This window comes from Streptomyces sp. LaPpAH-108, from assembly GCF_000373625.1.
Classification (GTDB): domain Bacteria; phylum Actinomycetota; class Actinomycetes; order Streptomycetales; family Streptomycetaceae; genus Streptomyces.
Genome location: NZ_KB891998.1, coordinates 346,158 through 371,204 on the forward strand (window position 1 = coordinate 346,158; position 25,047 = coordinate 371,204).

Annotated in this window: 23 protein-coding genes; 12 read left to right on the forward strand and 11 right to left on the reverse strand. The window is 72.8% G+C overall.

All coding sequences use genetic code 11. The features are described 5' to 3' along the window. Positions 1-12 precede the first annotated feature (12 nt). A complete protein-coding gene (locus B079_RS0128295; RefSeq protein WP_018549221.1) occupies positions 13-474 on the forward strand; it encodes a MaoC family dehydratase in 462 nt (153 codons plus the stop codon). 31 nt (positions 475-505) lie between these two features. Here the strand turns inward: B079_RS0128295 and B079_RS0128300 are convergent, their stop codons facing one another. The 3 genes from B079_RS0128300 to B079_RS0128310 form a co-directional block, all read right to left on the reverse strand. After that, positions 506-1,129, reverse strand: coding sequence for a TetR/AcrR family transcriptional regulator (locus B079_RS0128300; protein ID WP_018549222.1), 624 nt, complete (start codon positions 1,127-1,129; stop codon positions 506-508). Between the two features lie 92 nt (positions 1,130-1,221). After that, positions 1,222-1,509: a YiaA/YiaB family inner membrane protein gene (locus B079_RS0128305; protein WP_018549223.1), complete on the reverse strand. Its 288-nt coding sequence runs from the start codon at positions 1,507-1,509 to the stop codon at positions 1,222-1,224. An 85-nt stretch (positions 1,510-1,594) separates the two neighbouring features. Next, on the reverse strand, positions 1,595-2,746 hold the full coding sequence (locus B079_RS0128310; protein WP_026249164.1) for an acyl-CoA dehydrogenase family protein: 1,152 nt from the start codon (positions 2,744-2,746) through the stop codon (positions 1,595-1,597). Positions 2,747-2,831: 85 nt separating this feature from the next. Between B079_RS0128310 and B079_RS0128315 the strand changes: the two genes are divergently transcribed. The 3 genes from B079_RS0128315 (at position 2,832) to B079_RS32885 (ending at position 5,350) form a co-directional block, all read left to right on the forward strand. Next, positions 2,832-3,473 carry a TetR/AcrR family transcriptional regulator gene (locus B079_RS0128315; protein WP_018549225.1) on the forward strand — a complete coding sequence of 214 codons (642 nt, stop codon included), beginning with the start codon at positions 2,832-2,834 and terminating at the stop codon, positions 3,471-3,473. 58 nt (positions 3,474-3,531) lie between these two features. Beyond that, positions 3,532-4,236, forward strand: coding sequence for an ArsR/SmtB family transcription factor (locus B079_RS0128320; protein WP_018549226.1), 705 nt, complete (start codon positions 3,532-3,534; stop codon positions 4,234-4,236). 133 nt (positions 4,237-4,369) lie between these two features. Further along, positions 4,370-5,350, forward strand: a complete 981-nt coding sequence (locus B079_RS32885) for a DMT family transporter (RefSeq protein WP_018549227.1) — start codon at positions 4,370-4,372, stop codon at positions 5,348-5,350. 10 nt (positions 5,351-5,360) lie between these two features. Here B079_RS32885 and B079_RS0128330 read toward each other — a convergent pair whose 3' ends face one another. The 4 genes from B079_RS0128330 to B079_RS0128345 form a co-directional block, all read right to left on the reverse strand. Then, the gene (locus tag B079_RS0128330; RefSeq protein ID WP_018549228.1) at positions 5,361-6,455 is read right to left on the reverse strand and encodes a Zn-dependent alcohol dehydrogenase; all 1,095 of its coding nucleotides are present in this window, start codon (positions 6,453-6,455) and stop codon (positions 5,361-5,363) included. A gap of 14 nt (positions 6,456-6,469) precedes the next feature. After that, on the reverse strand, positions 6,470-7,858 hold the full coding sequence (locus tag B079_RS0128335; RefSeq protein WP_018549229.1) for an aldehyde dehydrogenase family protein: 1,389 nt from the start codon (positions 7,856-7,858) through the stop codon (positions 6,470-6,472). Positions 7,859-7,969: 111 nt separating this feature from the next. Further along, entirely contained in the window at positions 7,970-10,216 is a 2,247-nt protein-coding gene (locus B079_RS0128340; RefSeq protein WP_018549230.1) for a molybdopterin oxidoreductase family protein, read from the reverse strand. A gap of 172 nt (positions 10,217-10,388) precedes the next feature. Further along, a complete protein-coding gene (locus B079_RS0128345) occupies positions 10,389-11,003 on the reverse strand; it encodes a TetR/AcrR family transcriptional regulator (RefSeq protein ID WP_018549231.1) in 615 nt (204 codons plus the stop codon). A gap of 123 nt (positions 11,004-11,126) precedes the next feature. Here B079_RS0128345 and hmgA point away from each other — a divergent pair, with 123 nt between their 5' ends. From hmgA to B079_RS0128360, 3 genes are all read left to right on the forward strand, one after another. Next, the gene (gene hmgA, locus B079_RS0128350; RefSeq protein ID WP_018549232.1) at positions 11,127-12,464 is read left to right on the forward strand and encodes a homogentisate 1,2-dioxygenase; all 1,338 of its coding nucleotides are present in this window, start codon (positions 11,127-11,129) and stop codon (positions 12,462-12,464) included. Between the two features lie 55 nt (positions 12,465-12,519). Then, entirely contained in the window at positions 12,520-13,269 is a 750-nt protein-coding gene (locus tag B079_RS0128355; RefSeq protein WP_018549233.1) for a GntR family transcriptional regulator, read from the forward strand. A gap of 99 nt (positions 13,270-13,368) precedes the next feature. Beyond that, the gene (locus B079_RS0128360; protein WP_018549234.1) at positions 13,369-14,520 is read left to right on the forward strand and encodes a type ISP restriction/modification enzyme; all 1,152 of its coding nucleotides are present in this window, start codon (positions 13,369-13,371) and stop codon (positions 14,518-14,520) included. 233 nt (positions 14,521-14,753) lie between these two features. Here B079_RS0128360 and B079_RS0128365 read toward each other — a convergent pair whose 3' ends face one another. The 3 genes from B079_RS0128365 to B079_RS0128375 all read right to left on the reverse strand — a co-directional run bounded on the left by B079_RS0128365 (position 14,754) and on the right by B079_RS0128375 (position 16,498). Further along, complete coding sequence (locus B079_RS0128365) at positions 14,754-15,023, reverse strand: hypothetical protein (protein ID WP_037802194.1); 270 nt, start codon at positions 15,021-15,023, stop codon at positions 14,754-14,756. Between the two features lie 126 nt (positions 15,024-15,149). Next, the gene (locus B079_RS0128370; protein ID WP_018549236.1) at positions 15,150-15,959 is read right to left on the reverse strand and encodes an anti-sigma factor; all 810 of its coding nucleotides are present in this window, start codon (positions 15,957-15,959) and stop codon (positions 15,150-15,152) included. Continuing rightward, a complete protein-coding gene (locus B079_RS0128375; protein ID WP_018549237.1) occupies positions 15,956-16,498 on the reverse strand; it encodes a sigma-70 family RNA polymerase sigma factor in 543 nt (180 codons plus the stop codon). Before B079_RS0128375 ends, B079_RS0128370 begins: the two co-directional genes overlap by 4 nt. A gap of 217 nt (positions 16,499-16,715) precedes the next feature. Between B079_RS0128375 and B079_RS0128380 the strand changes: the two genes are divergently transcribed. The 4 genes from B079_RS0128380 to B079_RS0128395 all read left to right on the forward strand — a co-directional run bounded on the left by B079_RS0128380 (position 16,716) and on the right by B079_RS0128395 (position 23,439). Beyond that, the gene (locus tag B079_RS0128380) at positions 16,716-18,254 is read left to right on the forward strand and encodes a DUF4331 domain-containing protein (protein ID WP_018549238.1); all 1,539 of its coding nucleotides are present in this window, start codon (positions 16,716-16,718) and stop codon (positions 18,252-18,254) included. Between the two features lie 83 nt (positions 18,255-18,337). Next, entirely contained in the window at positions 18,338-20,017 is a 1,680-nt protein-coding gene (locus tag B079_RS0128385) for a tetratricopeptide repeat protein (RefSeq protein ID WP_078496111.1), read from the forward strand. Further along, positions 20,014-21,777 (forward strand): sulfite exporter TauE/SafE family protein, encoded by a 1,764-nt coding sequence (locus B079_RS0128390; protein ID WP_106432398.1) that lies wholly within the window; start codon positions 20,014-20,016, stop codon positions 21,775-21,777. Before B079_RS0128385 ends, B079_RS0128390 begins: the two co-directional genes overlap by 4 nt. A 27-nt stretch (positions 21,778-21,804) precedes the next feature. Beyond that, positions 21,805-23,439 (forward strand): serine/threonine-protein kinase, encoded by a 1,635-nt coding sequence (locus B079_RS0128395; RefSeq protein WP_051095329.1) that lies wholly within the window; start codon positions 21,805-21,807, stop codon positions 23,437-23,439. A gap of 13 nt (positions 23,440-23,452) precedes the next feature. Here the strand turns inward: B079_RS0128395 and B079_RS0128400 are convergent, their stop codons facing one another. Beyond that, positions 23,453-24,247, reverse strand: a complete 795-nt coding sequence (locus B079_RS0128400) for an SGNH/GDSL hydrolase family protein (protein ID WP_026249166.1) — start codon at positions 24,245-24,247, stop codon at positions 23,453-23,455. Positions 24,248-24,553: 306 nt separating this feature from the next. On the opposite strand from B079_RS0128400, the gene B079_RS32890 reads away from it, so the two are divergent. Further along, positions 24,554-24,940 carry a hypothetical protein gene (locus B079_RS32890; RefSeq protein ID WP_234016887.1) on the forward strand — a complete coding sequence of 129 codons (387 nt, stop codon included), beginning with the start codon at positions 24,554-24,556 and terminating at the stop codon, positions 24,938-24,940. Positions 24,941-25,047 lie beyond the last annotated feature (107 nt).

The following is a 25,047-nucleotide window of genomic DNA, read 5'->3' on the forward strand; positions in this document are numbered from 1 at the left end:
AGAGGCCGGAACATGGCAGAACCGAGGACCTTCACCTCCCCCGACGAGCTGAAGGCGGCCGTGGGCGAGCAGCTGGGCCACACCGACTGGCTGGAGGTCGACCAGAAGCGGATCGATCTGTTCGCCGAGGCCACCGGGGACCACCAGTGGATCCACGTCGACCCGGAGAAGGCCGCGGCGGGCCCGTTCGGGACGACGATCGCGCACGGCTATCTCACCCTCTCCCTGCTCCCCCTCTTCGGCCCGCAGCTCATCGCGGTCGAGGGCGTGAAGATGGGCGTCAACTACGGCACGAACAAGGTCCGCTTCCCGGCCCCCGTCCCCGTGGGCTCCCGCCTGCGCGCCACCGCGGTGATCACGAACGTCGAGGACGTGCCCGGCGGTGTCCAGGTGTCCGTCGCCTTCACCGTGGAGCGCGAGGGCGGCGAGAAGCCGGTGTGCGTGGCGGAGTCGGTCTCCCGGTACTACTTCTGAGCGGTCACGGCTCCCGGGCGGCGCGGCACCCTCACCGCGCCCCCACCATCCGCAGCACCAGGTCGGCGTAGAGCGCGCCGACCTGCTCCGGGGTGCGCGGCCCGTCCACGTTGAACCAGCGGGCCACGTCGATGCAGAGCGAGAGCACCGCGAGGGTCGTGCCCTGCACGTCCGGCACGTCGAACTCGCCCGCGGCCACGCCGTCCTCGATGATCCCGCGCACCTCGGCGTCCACCTGGCGGCGCAGCGCGAGGATCTCGGCGCGCGCGTCGGGCGAGAGGGCGTCCAGTTCGTACTGCACGACCCGCGCGGTGGTGCGCCGCCCGGCGTGCCAGCGTACGAAGGAGCCGACCGCGTCGGCCAGGCGCTCGGCGGCGCTCCCCTCGCGCCGGGCGGCCGTGCGCATGATGTCCAGCGCCTTGTCGTGGCCGATCCGGCTGATCCGGTGAAGCAGCTCTTCCTTGGTCTTGTAGTGGATGTAGAGCGCGGCCGGGCTCATGCCCGCGCGGCCCGCGATGTCGCGGGTCGTCGTCGCGTGGTAGCCGCGCTCGGCGAAGGCTTCCACGGCCGCGACGAGCAGGCGCCGGGCCGCGTCAGGGGTGACCTCGGCCCACGGCTCCATCTCGGCGCCGGCCGTCTCCTCCGCCGTACTCATCGCTCACTGGCCCCTCTCGCTGACAGGAGCACCACCATACCGCCGAAGGTGAGCGCCCGCTTAGCCTAGGCGCCCGCGCGCTGACCGGGGGTTCACAGCTTCTCGAACGGGTCGTGCGCCGCGAGCAGCTTCTCCACCCGCGCCTGGTCGACCCGGCTGACGATCTGCCCCATCTCCTGCCGGTCCCTGATCACCTTGGCGAGGGTGAACGCGGAGGTCACGAGGTACAGGACGGCGATGGCGAGGAAACTCCGCACCCAGGCGTCGGCGTCCAGGCGCACGATGCCGATGGCCGTGGCCGTCATGGCGACGGCGAACGAGGCGACGGCCTGGCCGTAGAAGGCCGCCGTGCTCTGCTGCTTGACCGGTGATTCGCTCATGGCACGAGTGTCGGCGGACGCGGCCCGCGCCACATCCGCCGACGTACTCAGTACGGATACTCAGAAAGGGCCGCCCTCGGGCTTCTCAGAACGCCGAAACCCCGGTCAGCGCCCGCCCGATGAGCAGCTTCTGAATCTGGCTGGTGCCCTCGTAGAGCGTCATCACGCGGGCGTCGCGCAGGAGTTTGCCCGCCGGGTACTCGTCGATGTAGCCGTAACCCCCGTAGACCTGAAGGGCGTTGGAGGCGGCGCGCACGGCCGCCTCGGAGGCGAACAGCTTGGCCTTGGAGGACTCGGTGGCGAACGGCTGCCCCCGGTCGATCAGGTCCGCGACCCGCCAGGTCAGCAACCGGGCCGCGTCCACGTCCACGGCGATGTCGCTGATCAGCTCCTGCACCAGCTGGTGGTGGGCGATGGACTTGCCGAACTGCTCGCGCTCCCCGGCGTACGTCACGGCCGCGTCCAGGGCGGCCTGGGCTATGCCGACGCAGCCCGCCGCGACCGACATCCGCCCCTTGGCGAGCGCGGACATGGCGACGGAGAAGCCCTTGCCCTCGGGGCCGACCAGCGCGGCGGCGGGCACGCGCACGTCCTCGAGGACCAGCTCGGCGGTGGCCTGGCCGCGCAGCCCGAGCTTGCCGTGGATGGCTCGCCGGGTGAGGCCGGGGGTGTCGGTGGGGACCAGGAAGGCGGAGACGCCCTTGTGCCCCGGGGCGTCGGTGGAGCGGGCGAAGAGCAGGACGACGTCGGCCCAGGTGCCGTTGGTGATGAAGGTCTTGGCGCCGTTGATCACATAGTCCCCGCCGTCGCGGACGGCCCGGGTGGTGAGGTTGCCCGCGTCGGAGCCGGTGCCGGGCTCGGTCAGGCCGAAGCAGCCGACGTACGCGCCGGAGGTGAGCCCGGGCAGCCAGCGCCGCTTCTGCTCCTCGTCGCCCCAGGCGGCGACCGACTTGGCGACCAGGCCGAGGGAGACGGAGACGATCCCGCGCACGGAGGAGTCCCCGCGCCCCAGCTCCTCGGTGACCAGGCAGTACGCGAGATGGTCGCCGCCCGAGCCGCCGTACTCCTCGGGGATCGTCAGCCCGAGGAAGCCGACCTCGCCGAGCTTCTTCACGATGCCCCGGTCGACCTCCTCGGCGCGGTCCCATTCGGTCGCGTACGGCGTGATCTCGCGCGCGACGAAGTCCCGGGCCAGGCGGCGTACGGCGGCCTGCTCCTCGCTCAGCTCCAGGTTCACCATGCGATCACCTCACACCGGGCCGTACCGGACCCGCGTTAAATTAGCAGTGCTAGTTTCTTGTGGCAGCCCTACTATGTGCGCCATGGCCCGACCGCGCAAGCCCCTCCTCAGCACCGACCGGATCGTCGCGACGGCGCGGGAACTCGTGGACGCCGAAGGGCTCGCGGCCGTCTCCACCCGGCGGCTCGCCGCCGAACTCGGCGTGAGCGGCCCCTCGCTCTACAACCACTTCCGCACCAAGGACGAGATCCTGGAGGCGGTCGCGGACTCGGTGAGCGCGCAGGTCGACCTGTCGATGTTCGAGGACGGCCGCCCCTGGCGGACCGCGCTGCGCGACTGGGCGGTCTCCTACCGCTCCGCCCTGCGCGACCACCCCAACATCGTCCCGGTCCTCGCACGCGGCCCCGGCCGCCGCCCGGCCGCGCTGCGGCTGGCCGACGCGGTCTACGGCGCGATGGTGGACGCGGGCTGGCCCCCGGCCCAGGCCACCTCGATCGGCGCGCTGATGCGGTACTTCATCATGGGCTCCGCGCTCAGCTCCTTCGCCGGGGGCTTCGTGGACGACCAGAGCGCGTACGACCCGGCCGACTATCCCCACCTCGGGCAGGCGCATCTCCTCGCGGAGCAGCCGGAGAAGATCGACGAGCGGGCCTTCGAGACGGGGCTCGCGGCGCTGCTCGACGGGCTGGAGGGGCAGTTCGCGGGGGTGGGGCGGGTCGGCTGAGTGGGCCTGGCGGTTCCTTCGGTGGGCGCCGAAGTGTCCGTCCGCCATGCTGGAACGCATGACCGCCAAGGACCCCCGGGCGCCCGGACTCGCCGCGCTCGCCGCGCTGATCGCGGACGAGACGCGGGCCGCGTGTCTGCTCGCCCTGCTGGACGGGCGGGCGTGGACCGCCGGTGAGCTGGCCCGGCACGCGGGCGTCGCCGCGTCCACGCTCAGCGAGCATCTGGGCAAGCTGGTCGCGGGCGGCCTGCTCGCCGAGGAACGCCAGGGACGGCACCGCTACGTACGGCTCGCCGGGCCCGAGGTGGCCCAGCTGATCGAGGACCTGACCGCGCGGCTCCCCGAGGACGCGATGCGCCAACGGCCGCGCACGCTACGGGAGTCGAGCGCCGGGGCCGCGATGGCGCGGGGGCGCACCTGTTACGACCATCTCGCCGGGCGGCTCGGTATCGCGCTCACCGACGGGCTCACCGCGCGGGGGCTGCTGCGCCAGGACACCGGGTTCGCGCTGACGGAGGCGGGACTTGAGTGGTTCGGCGCGGTGGGTATCGAGCTGGACCGCTCCGGGCGGCGGCCACTGGTCCGCGCCTGCCTGGACTGGACCGAGCGGCGGCCGCATCTCGCGGGGGCTGCGGGGGCGGGGTTGTGCCGGCACGCACTGGAGGCGGGGTGGTGCGAGCGGATCGGGTCGGGGCGGGCGGTTCGGGTGACTCCGGCGGGGGCGCGGAAGCTTTTTGAGTTGCTCGGGGTTTCGGTGGGGTGACGTCGCGGGTCGGGTGCGGCTCCGTCGTGGCTGGTCGCGCCCGCGCGGCGGAGCCGCATATCGACACAGTCCCGCGCCCCCTTTGTTGGTTGCCGTGGGCTCCAAAGGTGAGCCCCGCAGTGTCAGGAGCATGATGAAGGTGTCCTCGTTCCGGTCCGTGCTGCCCGCCGCAGCCGCCGTCGTCACCGTTCTGCTGTGGGCCTCCGCCTTCGTGGCGATCCGGGCCGCGGGGGACGCCTATTCGCCGGGGGCGCTGGCGCTCGGGCGGATGCTCGCGGGGAGTGTCGCGCTGGGGGCGCTGTGGCTTCTGCGGCGGGAGGGGTGGCCGCCGCGTGCCGCGTGGCGGGGCATCCTGGTCTCCGGGGTGCTGTGGTTCGGGTTCTACATGGTGGTCCTGAACTGGGGCGAACGGCAGGTGGACGCCGGTACGGCCGCGCTGGTGGTGAACGTGGGCCCGCTGCTGATCGCCCTGCTCGGCGCCCGGCTGCTCGGTGATCCGATGCCGCCCCGGCTGCTGGCGGGGATAGCCGTGTCGTTCGCGGGCGCGGTGGTCGTGGGGCTCTCGATGTCGTCCGGGGGCGGCGGTTCGTCGGTGCTCGGCGTGGTGCTGTGTCTACTCGCGGCGGTCGCCTACGCGGGCGGGGTGGTCGCGCAGAAGCCCGCGCTCGGATCGGCGAGCGCCCTGCAGGTGACGACGTTCGGCTGCCTGGTCGGGGCAGTGTGCTGCCTGCCGTTCGCGGGGCAGCTGGTGACGGAGGCGTCCCGCGCGCCGCTCACGGCCACCCTCGACATGGTGTACCTCGGCGTCTTCCCGACCGCGCTCGCCTTCACCACCTGGGCCTACGCGCTGGCCCGTACGACCGCCTCCCGGATGGGCGCGACGACGTACGCCGTCCCGGCGCTGGTCGTGCTGCTGTCCTGGCTGGTACTGGACGAGGTGCCGGGTCCGTTCACGCTGGTGGGCGGGGTGCTGTGCCTGGCGGGTGTGGCGGTGTCGCGGTCCCGGGCGCGGGGGCGGGTGATGCGGGTCGGGGCCGCCGCCGGGCCGGAGGGAGAGCCGGTGGCGGAGCCGGTGGCCGGTCCGGTGGGCGAGCGGCGGCCCGAGGAGGTCTGATCCGCGAGGGTCAGGCGTGGTTCTCGAAGAGCACCAGGGAGCGGCCCCCCTTGCCCGCGAGCATGTTCTCGAAGGCCGAGGGGATGCCGTCCAGGGTGATGCGTTCCGTGACCAGTGCCTTGAGGTCCAGCCTGCCTTCGCGGACGTGTTCGGCGAGGACCGGGAGGTCGCGGGCCGGGTCCGAGTCGCCGTAGACGCAGCCGGACAACGTCCGTCCCCAGTGGAAGAGTTCGAGGGCGTTGAAGGTGACCTGCTGGTCCTTGCCGCCGATGCCGACGACCGTGGTCCGGCCGCCGCGCCGGGTGGACTCCCAGGCGGCGCGGATGGCGGTGGCCACGCCCGCGCACTCCACGGCCGCGTCGACGCCCTCGCCCGCGGTGAGGGCGCGGATCTCGCGGGGTGTCTGCGGGGAGGCGAGGAGGAAGTCGGTGGCGCCCGCGCCGCGCGCCAGCTCCTCCTTGTCGGCGGAGACGTCGACGGCGACGATCCGCTCGGCGCCCGCGATGCGCGCGGCCTGGAGCGCGGCGAGGCCGACTCCGCCGACCCCGAACACCGCCACGGTTTCCCCGGGTCGGACGCGGGCGGAGTGGTGGATCGCGCCGTAGCCGGTGAGGACGGCGCAGCCGAGGAGGGCCGCGTCGGTGAGCGGGATGCCGTCGGGCAGCGGCAGCGCGCAGGAGGCGGGGACGACCGTCTCCTCGGCGAACGCGCCGACGTTCAGGCCGGGATGGAGTGCGGTGCCGTCGGTGGTGTGGGCGTGGACGGCGGCGGCGCCGTTGAGCGCGTTGCCGCACAGCCAGACCTCGCCGCGCGCGCAGGCGGGGCAATCTCCGCAGGCGGGCGCCCAGTTGAGGACCACGGGGGCACCGGGGGCGAGATGGGTCACCCCCTCCCCCACGGCGACGACGGTTCCGGCGCCCTCGTGACCGAGGACGGCGGGGACGGGGACGCGCAGGGTGCCGTTGGCCAGGGAGAGGTCGGAGTGGCAGACCCCGGCGGCGGCGAGACGGACGCGGACCTGGCCGGGGCCGGGTGCGGGCAGCTCGATGCGGGTGATCTCCAGGGGTTCACCGACGGCGGGCAGGACGGCGGCTCGTACGGCCATGGTCACCGACTTCCTCAGAACTGGAGGGACTTGGTCTGGAGGTACTCGGCCAGTCCGTAGGCGCCGAGTTCCCTGCCGACCCCGGACTGCTTGTAACCGCCGAAGGGGGCAAGGGGGTTGAAGCGTCCGCCGTTGATGTCGACCTGGCCGGTGCGCATCCGGCGGGCGAAGGCGGCGGCCTCCTGCTCGTCTCCGGCCCAGACGGCTCCGGCGAGGCCGTAGACGGTGCCGTCCGCGATGCGCAGGGCGTCGTCCTCGTCGTCGTAGGGCAGGACGCACAGGACCGGGCCGAAGATCTCCTCCTGCGCGATCGTCATGTCCGGGGTGACGTCCGCGAAGACGGTCGGGCTGACGAACCACCCCTGTTCGCGCGGGGATTCGGGGCCACCCGCGACCAGCCGGGCGCCCTCGGCGATGCCCTTCTCGATGTAGCCGCGCACGCGGTCGCGCTGGCGTTCGCTGACGACCGGGCCGATGCGGTCGCCGTACTTGGCGGCGAAGTCGGCGGCGAGCGCGACGGCCTCGTCGTACTGGTCGCGGTGGACCAGCATCCGGGTCCACGCGCTGCACGTCTGGCCGGAGTTGGCCATCACGTTGGCGACGCCGACCTTGACCGCCTTGGCGAGGTCGGCGCTCGGCAGGATGACGTTGGCGGACTTGCCGCCGAGTTCCAGGGCGACGCGCTTGACGCCCGCTCCGGCCGCCGCGCCGATGCGGCGGCCGACCGCCGTGGAGCCGGTGAAGGACACCAGGTCGACGCCGGGGTGTTCGGCGAGGGCCTGTCCGGCGACCGGGCCGAGGCCGGTGACGAGGTTGAACACCCCGGCGGGTACGCCCGCTTCGTGCACGGCCTCCGCGAAGAGCTGGGCGGTCAGCGGGGTGTTCTCGGCGGGCTTGAGGACGACCGCGCAGCCCGCGGCGAGGGCCGGGGCGACCTTGGCGACGATCTGGTGCAGGGGGTAGTTCCAGGGGGTGATCGCGGCGACGACGCCCACGGGTTCGTGCAGGACGGTGGAGTTGCCGACCTTCTCCTCGAAGGGGTGGCTGGCGGCCAGTTCGGCGTAGGACCCGGCGACCGCGACGGGCAGCCCGGCCTGCACGGTCCGCGCGAAGTCCGGCGGGGCGCCCAGCTCGGCGGTGATCGTCTCGGTGAGTTCGTCCGCGCGGGCGGCCAGCGCGTCCCGCAGGGCGGCGAGGCGCGCGGCGCGCTCGGCCGGGGGCGTGGCCGCCCAGCCGGGGAGCGCGGCGCGAGCGGCGCGTACGGCGGCGTCCACGTCCTGGGCGTCGGCCGCCGGGACGCGGCCGATGATCTGCTCGTCGGCCGGGTTGACCACCTCGATCACGTCCTGGCCCGCTGCGGGGCGCCAGGCGCCGTCGATGTAGAGACCGTCGTGTGCCTTCATGGTGTTCCTCCCGGCGGGTCCGGTGTGCGGCGTGTGCTCCAGCGTGGTGCGGGGCGGGCCGGGAAACAAACTAGCGGTGTTAGTTTTCGGCCGCCAGGGGTTCCGGGGCGGTCACCGGGGTTCCGGGACGGCCGCGCGGGTCAGCTCGACGGGTATGCCGTTGAGGACGGCGTTGCCGGAGAGCGGGTCGAGCAGGGTGCCGTCGAGCAACTGGTTGACGTTGACGCCGGGTTGGACGGCGGCGTGGCCCTGGCGGGTGCCGGGGCGGTCGTGGCCCCAGCCGTGCGGGAGGCTCACCACGCCGGGCCGGATGCCGTCGGTGATCTCGGCGGGCGCCGTCACCTCTCCCCCGGCGCCTTTCACTCGTACGGGTTCCCCGTCGCGCACGCCGAGCCGGGCCGCGTCCTCGGGGTGGAGGTGCAGGGTGCAGCGGTTGGTGCCGCCGGTGAGGGCGGGGAGGTTGTGCAGCCAGCTGTTGTTGGAGCGCAGATGGCGGCGGCCGACGAGGACCGGTCCCGCGGGCCGCTCGCGCAGGGCCTGCCGCAGCCGGGGCAGGTCGGCGGCGAGGGGAGCGGGCAGCAGCTCGATCTTGCCGCTGACCGTCTTGAGCGGCTGGGGCAGCCGGGGGCGCAGCGGGCCGAGGTCGATGCCGTGCGGGTGGGCGAGGAGCCGGGCGAGGGTGAGGCCGTCCGGGTCGGCGCCGAAGCCGTCGCCGTAGGGGCCGAGGCGCAGCATCAGGTCCAGGCGCCGCTCGGGGCCGTCGTCGCCGGTGAGGCGGGCGGCGAGGTCCTGCGGGTCCTGGCCGTGGACCGGGGAGTGGGGCTCCTGCACGGCCTTGGCGAGGGTCTGCTCGATGACCATGGCGTCCACCGAGCCGGGGTCGGCCTCGGGCATTCCCATCGCGGCCAGCACGAGGCGGGCGTGGATCTCGGTCTCGGCCATCCTGCCCGGCTCCAGCGGGACGGCGGGGCGGCTGTAGCGGACCTGGTTGCGGACGGCGAGGGTGTTGAAGGCGAAGTCGTGGTGCGGGCTCTGCGCGGGCGGGGGCGGGGGCAGGACGACGTCGGCGTGGCGGGAGGTCTCGTTGAGGTAGGGGTCGACGGCCACCATGAAGTCCAGTGATTCCAGGGCCTTGTCGAGCCGGTCGCCGTCGGGGGCGGAGAGCACCGGGTTAGCCGCGATCACGACGAGGGCGCGCAGCGGTTCGCCCTGTTCGGTCGCGGTGTCGATCTCCTCCGCGAGCGCGGACAGCGGCAACTCGCCTTTGGCCTCGGGAAGTTCGCGTACGCGGGAGTGCCAGCGGCCGAGGGCGAAGCCGCGCCCCGGACCTGCCGGGCGGGGTGTGCGGTCGGTGGCGGCCTGCGGGAAGAGGGCGCCGCCGGGGCGGTCGAGATTGCCGGTGAGGGTGTTGAGGACGTCCACGAGCCAGCTGGCCAGGGTGCCGTGCGGGACGGTGCAGCTGCCGATGCGGGCGTAGACGGCGGCGGCCGGGGCGGCGGCGAGTTCGCGGGCGAGGGTGCGGATGAGGGCGGCGTCGACGTCGCAGGCGCCGGCGACCGCCTCGGGGGTGAAGTCGCGTATGGCTTCGTGTAGTTCGAGGAGTCCTTCGACGTGTGCGGCGAGGTCGCCGAGATCGGTCAGCTCCTCCTCGAACAGGGTGGTGGCCAGCGCGGCGAGCAGCAGGGCGTCGGTGCCGGGGCGTACGGCGATGTGCCGGTCGGCCAGGCGCGCGGTGCGGGTGCGGCGCGGGTCGATCACGGTGAGGTGGCCGCCCCGGGCCCGAAGTGCCTTGAGTTTTCCGGGGAAATCGGGGGCGGTGCACAGACTCCCGTTGGATTCCAAGGGGTTGGCGCCGATCAGCAGCAGATGGTCGGTGTGGTCGAGGTCGGGCACGGGGATGGCGTTCGGGTCACCGAAGAGCAGGCCGCTGGAGACGTGCTTGGGCATCTGGTCGACCGTGGAGGCGGTGAACACGGAGCGGGTGCGCAACGCGCCGATCAGGACGGACGGATAGAGGCCGCCCGCCACGGTGTGGACGTTGGGGTTGCCGAGGACCACGCCGACCGCGCCCGGGCCGTACCGCTCCGCGACCGGGCGCAGTCCGGCCGCGACGGCATCGAAGGCTTCCTCCCAACTCGCCTCGCGCAGCTCGCCGTTCACCCGGACCAGCGGGGTGCGCAGCCGGTCGGGGTCGGCGTCCAGGGCGCCGAAGGCGGCGCCCTTGGGGCAGATGAACCCCTTGCTGAAGACGTCCTCCCGATCGCCCCGGGCCCCGGTGACGCGGGTGCCCTCGATGGTGAGGGTCAGTCCGCACGTGGCCTCGCACAGAGGGCAGATGCGCAGGGCGGTGCGGGACACGGGTCCTCCCGGAGGGTCGGCGGCGCTGCCTCCCGGGGCCTGGACTCGGGCCTGAACCTGTACTTGGACCTGTACCTGGACTTGTACTCGGACCTGAACCTGGCCGACGGGCTGGGCCGAGCATACCGACCGGTTGGCATGACGGGGAGACCCGTGCGCGAGCCCGGCCGGTTCAGTCCAGTACGCGGCTCAGATAGGCCCGCAGCAGCTCCCGCGTCTCGGCGATGATCGCCGCGTCGCCGCGCGGGTCCATCCGGAAGGCGAGCTGCACGAGGGTGTCGGCGCTCTCCACGGCCACCAGGAAGACCCGGCGCAGTTCGTCGTCCGGGGTGCGGCCCAGATGGCCGGAGAGCAGGTCGGTGAAGCGGTCCGCGACGCGGGTGTTGGGCGCGGACTGGCGGGTGCCGATCGGTATCTGGTTGCCGAAGTCGACGAGGCAGAAGCCGGGCGCGGTGCGCTTCATGCTCAGGTACTCGTCCAGGACGACGTCCATCGCCGCGCGCCAGTCGCCCTTGCGGGTCTCCTCCAGCCGCCCGGTGACGCGCTCGGTGTAGCGGTTGAGGTTGCGCAGGGCGAGGGCGCCGGCCATCTGGCGCTTGTTGCCGAAGAAGCGGTAGACGGAGCCGATGGGGACACCGGCGCGTTCGGCCACGGCGCGGGTGCTCAGCGCGTCGTAGCCGACCTCGTCCAGGAGCGCGGCGCAGGCGTCGAGGATCCGGGTCAGCCGTTCGGCGCTGCGCCGCTGGACGGGCGCACGGCGGAGCGATGTCGCATGGGGCACGGCCACATGATGCCTCGCCACACGGTTCCGGTGAAGCGCGCCCCCTTGCGCCGGGGCCCGCTCATTCCTACGGTGCTCCAGAGGAATGGGGCGGCCGACGGAGCGCGTCCCGGGCGCGAGGGAGCGATCATGGGCGCGGACGCGCGGAAGACCGCCGAGGCACTGTCGTATCTCACCGGGTTCGGCAACGAACACGCCTCGGAGGCGGTGCCGGGCGCCCTCCCCGAGGGCCGCAACGCGCCGCAGCGGGCGCCGTTCGGGCTGTACGCGGAGCAGCTGAGCGGTACGGCGTTCACCGAGCCCCGGGCGCACAACCGCCGCTCCTGGCTGTACCGCATCCGCCCCTCGGCCGCGCACCCCGAGTTCACCCGCACCGGCAACGGCGCGCTCCGTACGGCGCCCTTCACCGAGACCGTGCCCGACCCGAACCGGCTGCGCTGGAACCCGCTGCCCGAGCCGCCCGCCGGGACCGACTTCCTCGCGGGCCTGTGGACCCTGGGCGGCAACGGCGACGCGACCCAGCGCACCGGCATGGCCGTGCACCTCTACCACGCCAACTCCTCGATGGAGCGCGTCTTCTCGGACGCGGACGGCGAGCTGCTGATCGTGCCGGAGCGGGGCGGGCTGCTGCTGCACACCGAGTTCGGGCGGCTCCATGTGGAGCCCGCACAGGTGGCGCTGATCCCACGTGGGGTGCGCTTCCGTGTGGAGCTGCTGGATGCCGGGTCCGACGGCGGGCCGAGCCCGACGGCCCGGGGTTATGTGTGCGAGAACTATGGTGCGCCGCTCCGGCTGCCCGACCTGGGCCCCATCGGCGCCAACGGTCTGGCCAACCCGCGCGACTTCCAGGCGCCCGTGGCGGCGTACGAGGACGAGACGGGTCCGGTGGAGGTGGTGAACAAGTTCTGCGGCAACCTCTGGACGGCGGTGTACGACCACTCCCCGCTCGACGTGGTCGCCTGGCACGGCAACTATGTGCCGTACCTCTATGACCTGCGCCGGTTCAATGTGATCGGCACCATCTCCTACGACCACCCGGACCCGTCGATCTTCACGGTCCTGACCTCGCCCTCGGACACTCCGGGGCTCGCCGGGGTGGACTTCGTGGTGTTCGCGCCGCGTTGGCTGGTGGGCGAGGACACCTTCCGGCCGCCGTACTTCCACCGGAACGTGATGAGCGAGTACATGGGCCTGATCGAGGGCGCGTACGACGCGAAGGCGGAGGGGTTCGTGCCGGGCGGCGGCTCGCTGCACAACATGATGTCGGCGCACGGCCCGGACCGGGAGACCTTCGAGAAGGCGAGCGCGGCCGAGCTGCGGCCCCAGCGGATCGACGACGGTCTGGCCTTCATGTTCGAGACGCGCTGGCCGGTCGCCCTCACCCCGCACGCGGCCACGGCCGACCATCTCCAGCCGCGCTACGACGATGTGTGGCGGGGACTGGAGCGGCACTTCAGGGCGCCCTGACCTCGCCCTGACCGCTCCATTGCGCTGATCCTCTCCGACAGGTACGGATAGCCGCGTGACCTCTTTCGCTCCGGATTCGATCGTCCTGAACCGCAAGCTGCCGCTCTGGTATCAGGTGTCGCAGTCGCTGCGCGCCTCCATCCTCGGCCGCTCGCCCCAGGACCCGCTGCGCCTGCCCACCGAGGAGGACCTGGCGCGGCACTACGGGGTGAGCGTGCTGACCATGCGGCAGGCGCTGAAGGAGCTGGAGGACGAGGGCCTGATCAGCAGGCACCGCAGGCGCGGCACCTTCATCGAACCCGACGCCCGGCGCGGCGCCCCGGTGCGGCTGCTCGGCTCGGTCGACGCGATCGTGGCCCAGCAGTCCGGCATGACCAGCGAACTCCTCGACCACGGCCGCGTCCCCGTGCCCACGGCCCTCACCGAGTACTTCCCCGACCTCACCGAGGTCGCCGTCTACCACCGCCTGCGCGGCGACGAGACCACCGGCGAGCCCACCAACCACGCCGTCAACCACATCCGCCCCGAGCTGGCCGCCCGCATCGACCCGGCCGACCTCGCCCGCCGGCCGATGACGAAGGTGCTCCGGGACGTGGTGGGCGCGGGGATCAGCCGCATCACGGACACGGTGGAGGCGCGCCTTGCCGACCCGGAGACGGCCCGGCTGCTCCACGTCCCGCTGCTGAGCCCGATCCTGCACTACACGGGGATCACGTACGACGCGGACGGCCGGGTGCTGGATGTGGCGGTCATCCACTACCGGGGGGACCGGTTCTCGTTCACGGTGACGTTGGACGCGACGTGAGGGTGGGGGCGGTGCCGGTGTGAGCGGGGGCGGGTGCGGGCACTGGCTCGGGTGCGGGCATGGCCCGTCCTCGTGTCCCGGTGCCGGACAGGTCGTACGATGCCGGGCGTGACGTACGACGACGACGCTCCGCCGCTGGCGGACCTCATGCCGTGGTCCGTCGCACCGCTGCGGCCCGGCCGGGCGTGGCCGACGGCTCCCGACGCGGGCTCGCTGAAGGCGCGCTGGGCGGCTCTGCTCGCGGCCGAAGGGGCGGAGCGCGAGGGCCTGTTCGAGCCGACGCGGGCGCGGTCGCTGCGGTCGGCGGTCGCGCGGTTGCCGGGGCATCTGGCCGGTACGGAGCGGCTGGCGCGCGCCTCGGGGCCGTGCGTGGAGCCGGTGCGGGTGCTGGCGGCGCCGTTCGACGAGCGGTGGCTGATCCCGGACCACCGGCTGCTGGACGCGGCGCGTCCGGAGCTGTGGCGGGTGGCGGACGCACACCAGGTGTTCGTGGTGGAGACGGGCGGCGAGGGCCTTCTCGCGACCTCCCTGCTGCCCACGCTCCCCTCCGGGCGCATCCGCCCGCTGTACCGCCGCCCCGGCGGCACGGAACCGAATCTGGCGCCGGGCCTGTCGGACCAGCTGGCCCGGACGCTCGGGGACCGGCCCACGCCGGAGGACTTCCTCGCCTGGACGCTGGCCGCGATCCGGCCCGACCGCACGGTCCCGCTCACCGGTGACGCGGAAGTGTGGGCGCGCGGCGTGGAGTTGGGCCACCGGCTGCTCTGGCTGATGCGCCGGGACGGTGACCGCCCCAAGCTGCCCGGCGGCCGACGCCCGTACGTCCGCGCGCCGTTGCCCGCGCGGCCGAGCGCCTTGAGCTACGACGCCGACACCGAGACCCTGTGCCTGGACGAGGGCCGCATCTCCCCCGTGCCGCGCTCGGCGTGGGAGCACGAGGTGTTCGAAGTCCGCACGCTGGAAGCCTGGTTCGAGGCGCGCACGGCCGCTCCCCCGCCGGGCGGCCTCGCGGCGATCCGTCCCGCGTCCTGGCCCCAGCCCTGGACCTCGGAGCTGCTGGAGCTGATCACGGTGCTGGCGCTGCTGGCGGAAATCGCCCCGGCGAGGGCGGAGTTGAAGGTGACGTCGCCGCTCACCGCGACGGAGCTGCACCGGGCGGGAGTGCTTCCGCCGCCGTCGTACGCGCGCCGCCCCGCCTCGGTCCTGGATCACCAAGAGGAGGGTCCTGAGGGGCAGTTCGCGCTGCTGTGACGGCGGCGCTCGCACGCCTGAAGGCCGACGGCACGGTCACGCGCACCGGGCAGGGAGCGCCCAGGGCGGAACACGCCGGTTCGCCGCGGAGCGCGCCGTGGGAATGACGGACGGCGGTCGCGGCGCTGTGCCGGGGCGGCGTGGCAGCCTGAGCGTGGGGTCGTACGGACGCGGGCCGGAACCGGACGCGCGGGGTGGGCTCGAAGAGAGCCCTGGTGCGGTCCGGTGTCCGGTCAGTGGCTGCCGAAGAGGGAGCGCCGCAGGCGGCGCAGGGGGGCGAAGAGGGAGACCCGGCGGACCCGAGCACCCCGGTCGCTGCGGCGGTGCACCGTGTCGCGTGCGGTCAGCTCGCGCATCAGCGAGGTCGCTTCGGCCGTCTTCTGCTGCGGGATGGCGGGGCCCGCCAGCACCGAGAGATGGCGGTCGAGGCGCGAACTGCTCGCGCTGCTGCCGCAGGTGATCGCAGGAACCCTGGCCCTGCTGCGCATCGTTATCTGTTCCATGTCACTCCCCACCCGTACGAATCCGCCCGGCCCGGGCAGGGTAACCCTATCGTCCCGGTTGGGCCCACGTGTATCTCGGCCACGGGATTCACCTTCCCCGCAAGGTGGTTGATCATCCCGCTTTGACTACTCTCCGAATCCGACCGATTTCAGGGTGAGTTGGACAAGGGGCTGGCCAGTGGGGCGCAGTGAGCCGCCGTCAGGCTCGACCGTCACGGCGAGTGACGCCGAGGACTTGTCGAGTCCCTTGGCGACCAAGGGCGTGTCGCCGCTGAGGAGGCCCAGGGAGCGCGGTTGTGCGTGGGGGTGCACGAGCCACAGCTGGTGGACGCGACCGCCGGAGGGGGTGCCGTAACCGCTCAGCGTGACGACGGCCCGTCCCTCCGAGGCGGAGGCGATCACGGCCATGCTCCGCCCGCGCGCGTCCGTGCCGCTGGTGGCGCGGGCGTCGGGAGCGGCCAGGACGTGGGCGATCTCACGCCCGCGCGCCTGCTCGGCGGCGAGCCGGTCCTGGGTGCGGTTCGCCTGGACCGCGAAGAGGGAGGCGACGACGAGCGCGGCAGCCGCGGTCGCCGTGGCGAACGGCACCAGCAGCGGACGGGTGCGGCGGGCCGGTGGGGGCTGTGCTCCCCACACATGTGGGGGCAGCTGGGTCACGCGTGCGCGGACCGGTGGGGCGGCCTGTTCCTGCGGGGTGGTGCGGACGGCGGCGAGGACCCGCTCGCGCAGGACGTCGGGCGGTGCGACGGCGGGGGCGGACCAGGCGAGCCGGACCACGTCGTCGGCGAGGGCGCGGGTCTCGGTGGCGCAGCGGTCGCAGGAGGCGAGGTGCCGTTCGAAGCGGCGGCGTTCGCCGGGTTCGAGGGCGTCGAGCGCGTAGGGCGCGGCGAGGGAGTGCGGGTCGTCGCGGCGCAGCAGCCGGCCGAGGAGGCTCACGCGGCACCTCCCAGGCAGTTGCGCAGCCGGATGAGGCCGTCGCGCATCCGGGTCTTGACGGTGCCGAGCGGCAGCGAGAGGCGTTCGGCGACCTCACGGTAGGTGTAGCCGTCGTAGTAGGCGAGGGTGACGGACTGGCGCTGGAGCGCGGTGAGCCGGTCCAGGCAGCGGCGCACCAACTCGCGTTCCAGTCCCGCCTCGACCTCTTCGGAGACGTGGTCGAAGGCGGGTTCCCCGGCGCGCAAGGCTTCGCGTTGTTCGCGTTCCCCGGCCGCCCGTACGCTGCGGACCCGGTCCACGGCGCGGCGGTGGGCGAGAGTCAGTATCCAGGAGAGCGCGCTGCCCCGGGCGGGGTCGAACCGGGGTGCGGAGCGCCAGAGTTCGAGCAGCACGTCCTGGACGACCTCCTCGGACTGGGCGGGGTCGCGGACGATGCGCCGGACCAGTCCGAACACCGGCCCGGACACCAGCGCGTACAGCCCCTCGAAGGCTTTCTGGTCGCCGCCCGCCACGCGCACCAGAAGCTGGTCCGCCTCCATCCGGGCCCCCCTCACCTGGCTCCCCCGGCCGCAGCCGGAGCTGCCCGTGACCCCACGCATCCGCACGAACGCACACCTCCGGCGGATGATACGGATCGGTGGCCCGAAAACGCGGGTCGCGCACGAGGAAAAGAAAATTCCCCGGCGGCCAATCCGAATGCCCTCCCCGCTCCGTATACCCGTCCGTCAAGGCAAGTTGGCACTGAGGACGGACGGCATGACACCTCTTTTCTCCAGGAGCGGCACGGGGCGCAAGGGCCTGATACCGCTCATCTGCGGCGCGTTGGCCGCCGGCGGGCTCGCGGCCGCCGGTACCGCCGCACTGGCACCCGGGGCGGCCTCCGCCTCCTCGCACCGCGAGGCCCCGCTGATCTCGGGCACCCCGCAGTACGACAACACCGACCTGTACGCGTTCGTCAGCCCGGACAAGCCGGACACGACGACGATCGTGGCGAACTGGATCCCGTTCGAGGACCCCGCGGGCGGCCCGAACTTCTACACGTTCGCGGACGACGCGCAGTACGACATCCATGTGGACAGCGACGGTGACGCGCAGGACGACCTGGTCTTCCGCTACACGTTCAAGACGCACACGAAGAACGGGAACACGTTTCTCTACAACACCGGTCCGGTCACCAGCCTGGACGATCCCGATCTGAACGTGACGCAGACGTACGACATCGAAGTGATCCGGTCGAAGAACCATCACGTCGTGTCGAAGTACAAGATGGTCCGCAACGCTCCGGTCGCGCCGTCGAACGTGGGCAAGGCGTCCATGCCCGAGTACGCGAAGCTGCGTGAGCAGGCGATCCAGAAGTCCGCGTCCGGGGCGGCGACGTTCGCGGGCCAGGCGGACGACCCGTTCTTCCTGGACCTGCGCGTCTTCGACCTCCTCTACGGCGGCAACCTCAGCGAGGTGGGCCGCGACACCCTCAAGGGCTACAACGTCAACACGATCGCCCTCCAGGTGCCCAACAGCCTGATCCGCCAGTCCGCCGAGCAGCCGGTCGTCGGCATCTGGTCCACCACCCAACGGCGCAACGCCCAGGGCTACTTCTCGCAGGTCTCGCGGCTCGGCAACCCGCTCGTCAACGAGGTCGTCAACCCGCAGAAGGACAAGGACCGCTTCAACGCGTCCCAGCCCGCCTACGACGCGCAGTTCCTGAAGAACGTCACCAACCCCGAGCTGCCCAAGCTGATCGAGGGCATCTACAAGATCAAGGCACCGGCCGAGCCGCGCAACGACCTGGTCGACGTCTTCCTCAAGGGCGTCAAGGGGCTCAACCAGCCCCCGAACGTGAAGCCTTCGGAGCAGCTGCGGCTGAACACCTCCATCAAGCCCGCCATGCACCCCAAGCGGCTCGGCGTGCTCGACGGGGACAACGCGGGCTTCCCGAACGGGCGTCGGCTCACCGACGACGTGGTGGACGAGGCACTGCAGGTCGTCGAGGGCGAACTGGTCGGCTCCAAGAACGACTTGGGTGACGCGGTCGACAAGAACGACAAGAAGTTCGAGAAGTACTTCCCGTACGTCGCCCAGCCCACGGCCGGTTCGCGCGGCAAGCTCGCCAAGGGCACGACCGCCGGTGCCGACGTGCGCAGTGCCCTCGGTGACGCCCTCCAGCCCGCCTCCGCCTCGGGCGGCTCCGACAACACCGTCCTGATCGCCGGTTCGGCGGCGGCGGGCGCGGCCGGAGTCCTGCTGATCGGCGCCGCCTTCGGCTGGTGGCGCCGCCGGATGCAGCGCCCGTACTGATCCCGACCGGGCGCGGTCCGCACACTCCCCCACGGCGGACCGCGCCCACCCTTCCGACCCCAGCAGGCGACCTTGGAGAGGGCATGACCCCGCGCACGAACGAGACGACCTCCGGCGGACCGACCGAGGAAACGCCCTGGGACGAAAGGGGGTTGGAGGCCGAGGGAGCGGTGTCCGATGGGGGCGCCCCGGAGCCGGACGGGGCGGAGCGCCCGGCAGACAGCCCGACGTCCAGCGGGGCGCCACTGGACGCCGAGGAGGCGGGGCACAGCGCGGCACCCTCGGAGACCGGAGAATCCCCGGGCGACCGCACACCGTCGGCGGCCGATGAGGCCACGAGGGGCGGGGTGCCCCCGGCGGCCGAGGACACGGCATCGGGGAGGCCGTCGGCCGACAGCGGCGGCCAAGACGCCCCCGCTCGCCCCACCGGCACGCCCCGCCGCAGTCGGCGTCTCGCGCAGCGCGCCGGAATGGCCCTGCTGCTCGCCGTCGCCGTCACCGGAGGTGCCATCGCGGTCGGCGCCGCGCGCGACAAGGCGCCGCAGGCGGTCGCCGTGTCGGCTGCTGTCGATCCGGGGGCGCTGGCGAGCGGCGACCCGGACGCGGCGATCGCCGCGCTGCAGGCTCATCTCAAGGCGCAGCCGAGGGATGCCGACGGGTGGGCCACGCTGGGCCTTGCCTATGTGGAGCAGGCGCGGACCAAGGGTGATCCGGCGCGGTATCCGCAGGCGCAGGCCGCGTTGAAGCGGGCCCTCTCGCTGGCGCCGCACAGTGACCAGGCGCTGGCCGGTCAGGCGGCGCTCGCCGCGGCGCGGCACGACTTCAAGGGCGCCCTCACGAACGCCGACCGGGCGCTGGCCGAAAACCCGTACAGCGAACGCGCGTTGTCCTCCCGTATCGACGCGCTGGTGGAACTCGGCCGGTACGACGCGGCGTCCCGCGCCGCCGACACCGCCGACGCCCGCAAGCCGGGCGTGCCCGTGTTCACTCGGTACGCCTACGTCCGTGAGCTGCGCGGCGACGTACCCGCGGCCCGGCGCGTCCTTGAGCAGGCGCTCGGCGCTGCCACGTCGAAGGGCGACATCGCCTACGTGGCCGCGCAGCTCGGCCAACTCGCCTGGAACCAGGGCGACTACAAGTCCGCCCTCACCTCCTACGCCCGCGCCCTGGCCGCCGACGAGAACTACCTCCCCGCGCTGGAGGGCCGGGCCCGCGCCCAAGCGGCGAGCGGAGACCGGGCCGAGGCGATCAAGGGCATGGAACTCGTGGTCTCCCGCTACCCGCTGCCCGCCCCACTCGTCGAACTCGGTGAGCTGTACGAGGCGCGGGGTGCGGCCGGTGACCGCGAACGGGCCCACGAGCAGTACGCGTTGGTGGAGGCGTGGATCGCGATCGCCCGCGCCAACGGCGTGGACGCCGACCTCGACACCGCGCTGGCCGCCGCCGACCACGGCGACAAGAAGGCCGCCCTGCGCGCGGCCCGCGCCGAGTGGACCCGCCGCCACACCGTGCACACGGCGGACGCCCTGGCCTGGGCGCTGCACGTCAACGGCCATGACCGCGAGGCGCTTTCGTACGCCCGCCGCGCCACGGCCACCGGTTACCAGAGCGCCCTCTTCCGCTATCACCTCGGCGTGATCGAACTGGCCACGGGCCACGAGCGCGACGGCCGCGCCTCGCTGAAGTCCGCACTGAAACTCAACCCCGGCTTCTCCCCGCTCGGCGCCGCCACGGCCCGCAAGGCACTGGAGTCCACCAAGTGACCGCACTCCGCCGCCCATTGACCCTCGTCGCCGCCGTCCTCACCAGTGCCTGCGCCCTCGCGCTCGGCCCGGCGACGACCGCGAGCGCGCACCCGCTCGGCAACTTCACCGTCAACCACTACGACGGTCTCGTGGCCGCCCCGGGCGAGCTGCGCGTCACGCATGTGGAGGACCTGGCGGAGATCCCGGCGACCCAGGCCAAGCCCGGCCTCGAACGGCTCGGCAGGGCGGAGTGGGCCCGGCAGCGGTGCGCGGCGGCGGCGCGGGGCAGCAGGCTCACCGTCGACGGGCGGCCCGTCGCGCTCACCGTCACCTCGGCCACGGCACGGCTGCGGCCCGGACAGGCGGGCCTGGAGACCCTGCGCGTCGAGTGCGCGGAGCGGGCCCCGCTGCCCAAGGGCGCGACGCTGACCGTCGGCTTCCACAGCGCGGGCGTGTCCTCCGGGCCCGGCTGGCGGGAGATCACCGCGCGGGGCGACCGGATGACACTGACCCGCTCGGACGTGCCGGAGAAGTCGCTCTCCCGTGAACTCACCCGGTATCCGGCCGAGTTGCTGTCCTCCCCCGCCGACACCTCCACCGCTCGGCTGGCGGTACGGTCCGGCGGCCCGGCCCTGTCGGCACAGCGGGACGCACCCGCCGCCTCGGTGCTGCCGCGCGGCGCCGACCGCTGGACCCAGGCGCTGAACGACCTGGTCGCCCGGCACCACCTCACCGTGGGTTTCGCCGCGCTGGCGCTGCTCATCGCGGTGGTGCTCGGCGCGATGCACGCGCTCGCCCCGGGCCACGGCAAGACGATGATGGCCGCGGCTGCCGCCGCGCGCGGCGGCCGGGCCCGGCTGCGGGACGTCCTCCCCCTGGCCGCCTCGGTGACCGTCACCCACACCCTCGGCGTGGTCGGCCTCGGCGTCCTGGTCACGGCGGGCTCCGCCGCCGCCCCCTCGGTGATCGCCTGGCTGGGCGTGGCGAGCGGTGCGCTCGTCCTTGTGGCGGGTGCGACGCTGGTGCGGAAGGCGTGGCGGGGGCGGAGGCTCGCGGGGCACGGGCAGGAACACGCGCACCCGCACGAGCACGGCCATGCCCCTGCGCACGGCCACCACCACGAGCACGGTCACGAGCACCCGCACCCCCATACCCATCAGCACGTGGAGTCCCGGCCGCTGGCCCTGGTGGGCGCGGGACACGAACACGCTCGGGCCGAGCACCATGTGCATGGACACCATGGGGACGACCTCCATGTGCACGAGCCCCATGCGCACGAGCCCCCTGTGCACGAGCACCCTGTGGGCGGACCACATGTGGGCAGCGCCCACGCGCACGACCACGACCACTCCCACACGGGCGCTCCCCACACCCACGCCCCTCACGCTCTCGTCCACACCCACAACGGCCACACCCACTCCCACCCCACAGCCCCCACCCTCCGCGGCACGATCCTGCTCGGCTTCGCCGGTGGTCTCGTCCCCAGCCCCTCCGCGGTCGTCGTGCTGGTCGGCGCGGCGGCGCTGGGCCACGCCTGGTTCGGGCTGCTGCTGGTCGTCGCGTACGGCGCCGGGCTCGCGCTGACGCTGACGGCGGCGGGCTTCGCCGTCGTCCGGCTCGGCTCACGGGTGAACCGGCTCCTCGACCGTCACCCGCGCCGCACCGCGCACCCCCTGACCGCCCTGGTCCGCCGTTCACTCCCGCTCGCCTCGGCCCTCACCGTCGTCGCGCTCGGCGCCGGATTGATGCTCAAGGGGGTCGCAACGGCCTTCGGCTGAGCTACTTTTGGGGAGGAATCACGCGAGATGCCGTGGGGGCCGCCCGTGTCAGAGGAACCCGGACGCGACCGCTTGATCGCGGGCCGCTACCGTCTGCTGTCCCCGCTGGGCCAGGGCGGCATGGGCACGGTGTGGCGCGCCCGTGACGAGGTGCTGCACCGTGACGTGGCCGTCAAGGAGGTGCGGGCCCCGGCCGGACTGCCCGCCTCCGACGTGGAGCGGATGTACGCCCGGCTGGAGCGCGAGGCGTGGGCGGCGGCCCGGATCTCGCACCGCAACGTGGTCACGGTGTACGACGTGGCGATGGAGGGCGGGCGCCCCTGGATCGTCATGGAGCTGGTGCGCGGCCGGTCGCTCGCGGACGCGCTGGAGGCGGAGGGGCCGCTGCCCCCGGACCGCGTGGCCCGGATCGGCGCCGAGGTCCTGGCCGCGCTGCGTGCCGCGCACATCGCCGGGGTGCTGCACCGGGACGTGAAACCGGCGAACGTGCTGCTCGCCGAGGACGGCCGGGTGGTGCTGACCGACTTCGGCATCGCCACGCTGGAGGGCAGCTCCGCCATCACGATGACCGGCGAGGTGATCGGCTCGCCCGAATTCCTGCCGCCGGAGCGGGCGTTGGGGCGTACACCCGGTCCGGAGTCGGATCTGTGGTCGCTGGGTGTGCTGCTGTACGCGGCCGTCGAGGGCGGCTCGCCGTTCCGCCGGGACACCCCGCTGAACACCCTGCGCTCGGTGGTGGAGGACGAGTTGCCGGAGCCGCGCCGGGCCGGGCCGCTCGCGCCGGTGATCGAGGGGCTGCTGCGCAAGGACCCTGCCGACCGTCTCCCCGCCGACCGCGCCGAGCAGGACCTGCGCCTCGTGGCGGCGGGCGGCACGCCGCGTACCGACACGCTGCCCACCGTGCCGTACGCCCCCACCGCCTGGACCCCGCAGCCACCCGCGCCCACACCGCCCCCGCCCACGACACCGCTCGCCGGAACGGGATCGGGATCGGGAGCCGGATCAGGGTCTGGAGAAGACCCCCGCCACCAGCCACCCCCCAGCCGAGGCGCCCGAGTCGCCCTGATCGCGGGCGTCCTCGCCCTCGCCCTGGCCGTGGGGGGCCTGACCTACGCCCTCCTCCACCGCGACAACGGCACCCAGGGCGACGAGGGCAAGTCCGGCACCAGCCCCACCGCAGGCACCACCACTCACTCCCCCACCCGGAACACGAAGACCGCCGCACCTGCGCCCACCCGCTCCAGCAGCGCGGCGAGCACCGCTCCCACACAGTCCGTGCGCGTGACTGTGGTGGGGGAACACACGGAGTACGACGACACCTGCCCGCCCCCGGACGAGGACGCGCCCACGTTCACGGCGACGTTCACGGTGGGGAAGCTGCCCGCGCAGGTGGAGTACCGCTGGCGGCTGCAGCACGGCTCGCTGCCGGACGACGGCTGGCGGACGCTGTCGTTCCCGGCCGACGGGGAGCGGACCAAGCGGGTGCGGGTGACCGTGACGACCTGGTCGGACAGCGGGACGATCGAGAACGCGATCGGCGTGGAGGTGCGCTCGCCGGTGAAGACGGAGTCGGACCAGGTGCCGTTCTCGGTGACATGCCGGAAGACGACGACGGAGACCCCGACGGACGGGGCCTCCGCTTCGGCCACATATTCACCCTGACGGGTGACTCAGGTCAGGCCGCGTTGTTGAGCACGGGGAGATAGCCGCCGGACTGCCCGGCCGCCGTGGGGTGGTAGGACTCGCCGATGTCGAGCCAGTTGACGCTGTGCAGCCAGGAGTTGCCGGAGCAGATCTCGTGGCCGGAGAACGTGGTGCGGACGTCGCCGAAGACGAAGCCGTGGGCCTGGGCTCGCTTCTGGATGGCGCTGTTGATGTAGTCGGCCGCGCCGTTTATGGCGGACCGCTTGGTCTCGGAGAGGCCGAGGCAGCTCTGCCCGAGGAGATAGAAGCGGGGGTAGCCGATGACGACGACCCGGGCGGACGGGGCGCGGGCGCTGATCTGGTTGTAGACGGCGTCGAGCTTGCCGGGGAGCGTGGAGTCGATGTACGCCCGCGCCGTGTTGATGCGGGACAGGCAGGTGCTGTCGGACTGGATGACGCAGGTGGTCATGACGTCGGCGAACCCGGCGTCGTTGCCGCCGATGGTGAGGGACACCAGTCCGGTCGAGGAGTTGAGCGAGCCGAGCTGGTTGGCGAGCACGTCGTCGGTGCGCGCGCCCGAGCAGGCGTTGAAGGCGAACGAGGACGGGCTGTGCGCGGCGTTCCAGAGGTAGGGGTACGCCTTGGTGCTGCGGTCGCAGTCGCCGCTGGAGCTGATGTAGCTGCCCGAGCCGACTCCGGAGGAGTAGGAGTCGCCGAGTGCCACGTAGCCGCCACCGGCTGCCTGGGCCTGTCCGGCTCCGGCCATCCCGAGGCCGGTGGCGAGGAGGAGTGAAGTCACGTATGCCGCAAGTCGGGTACGTCTCATGGAACCTCCCTTTAGCAGGATCTCTGCCGCAACCGTGGTACCGGCTACGCGCGTTGATCGGAAGTGTCCATGCCAAAACAATTTGGCTCTCAACTATCTCTCGACAGGATCGCCCCAGGAACTTCACGGCCCCGCGTATTGCGCAGGCTTTACAAACGTGTTGACGACACGTCACATGAGCGTTCTGACAACGGAGTTCACACCGGTCACAGGAACGCGCGTGCGACACAGGCCGCCTTGACGGCCCACACCCGGCTGCGCCACATTGAAGCCCGGCATCCGACGCGTCGGGGGGCAAGTCGGCCCATGCGGTCAATTTCTGTCAAGTCATCATCGGGCAACACGAGTTCACTGCTCGCGGGCGCCGCGACAGCCGTCGCCGCATGCGGCGCGCTGCTCGCGTTCACCGGCTCGCACTCGCCGTTGCGCGGTCCGTCGACCCTGTTCTTCCTGCTGGCCGCACCGGCCGCGGCGCTCTGGCTCGCCCTGCGCGGGCTCGATCCCTACGGCCGGCTCGTCACCGCGCTCGCGGGGGCGGTCGTCCTCGACATGCTGGTGGCGCAGGCCATGCTCGCCGTGCACCGCTGGTCGGTGCGGGGCGGGATCGTAGCCGTGACCGGCCTGAGTCTGCTGCTCTTTCTGGTCATCTTCCGTCGTACGAAGGCGAGTTCGGGAAAACGGCTGCCGGAATGAGGAACATGGGCCAAGGTTGTGTAACGGACAGACCAACAAAAAGGTGAGGCCACGTCCAGACCTTGCCATTCATGTTCAATCGTCAATACCGTCGTACATCTCACCCG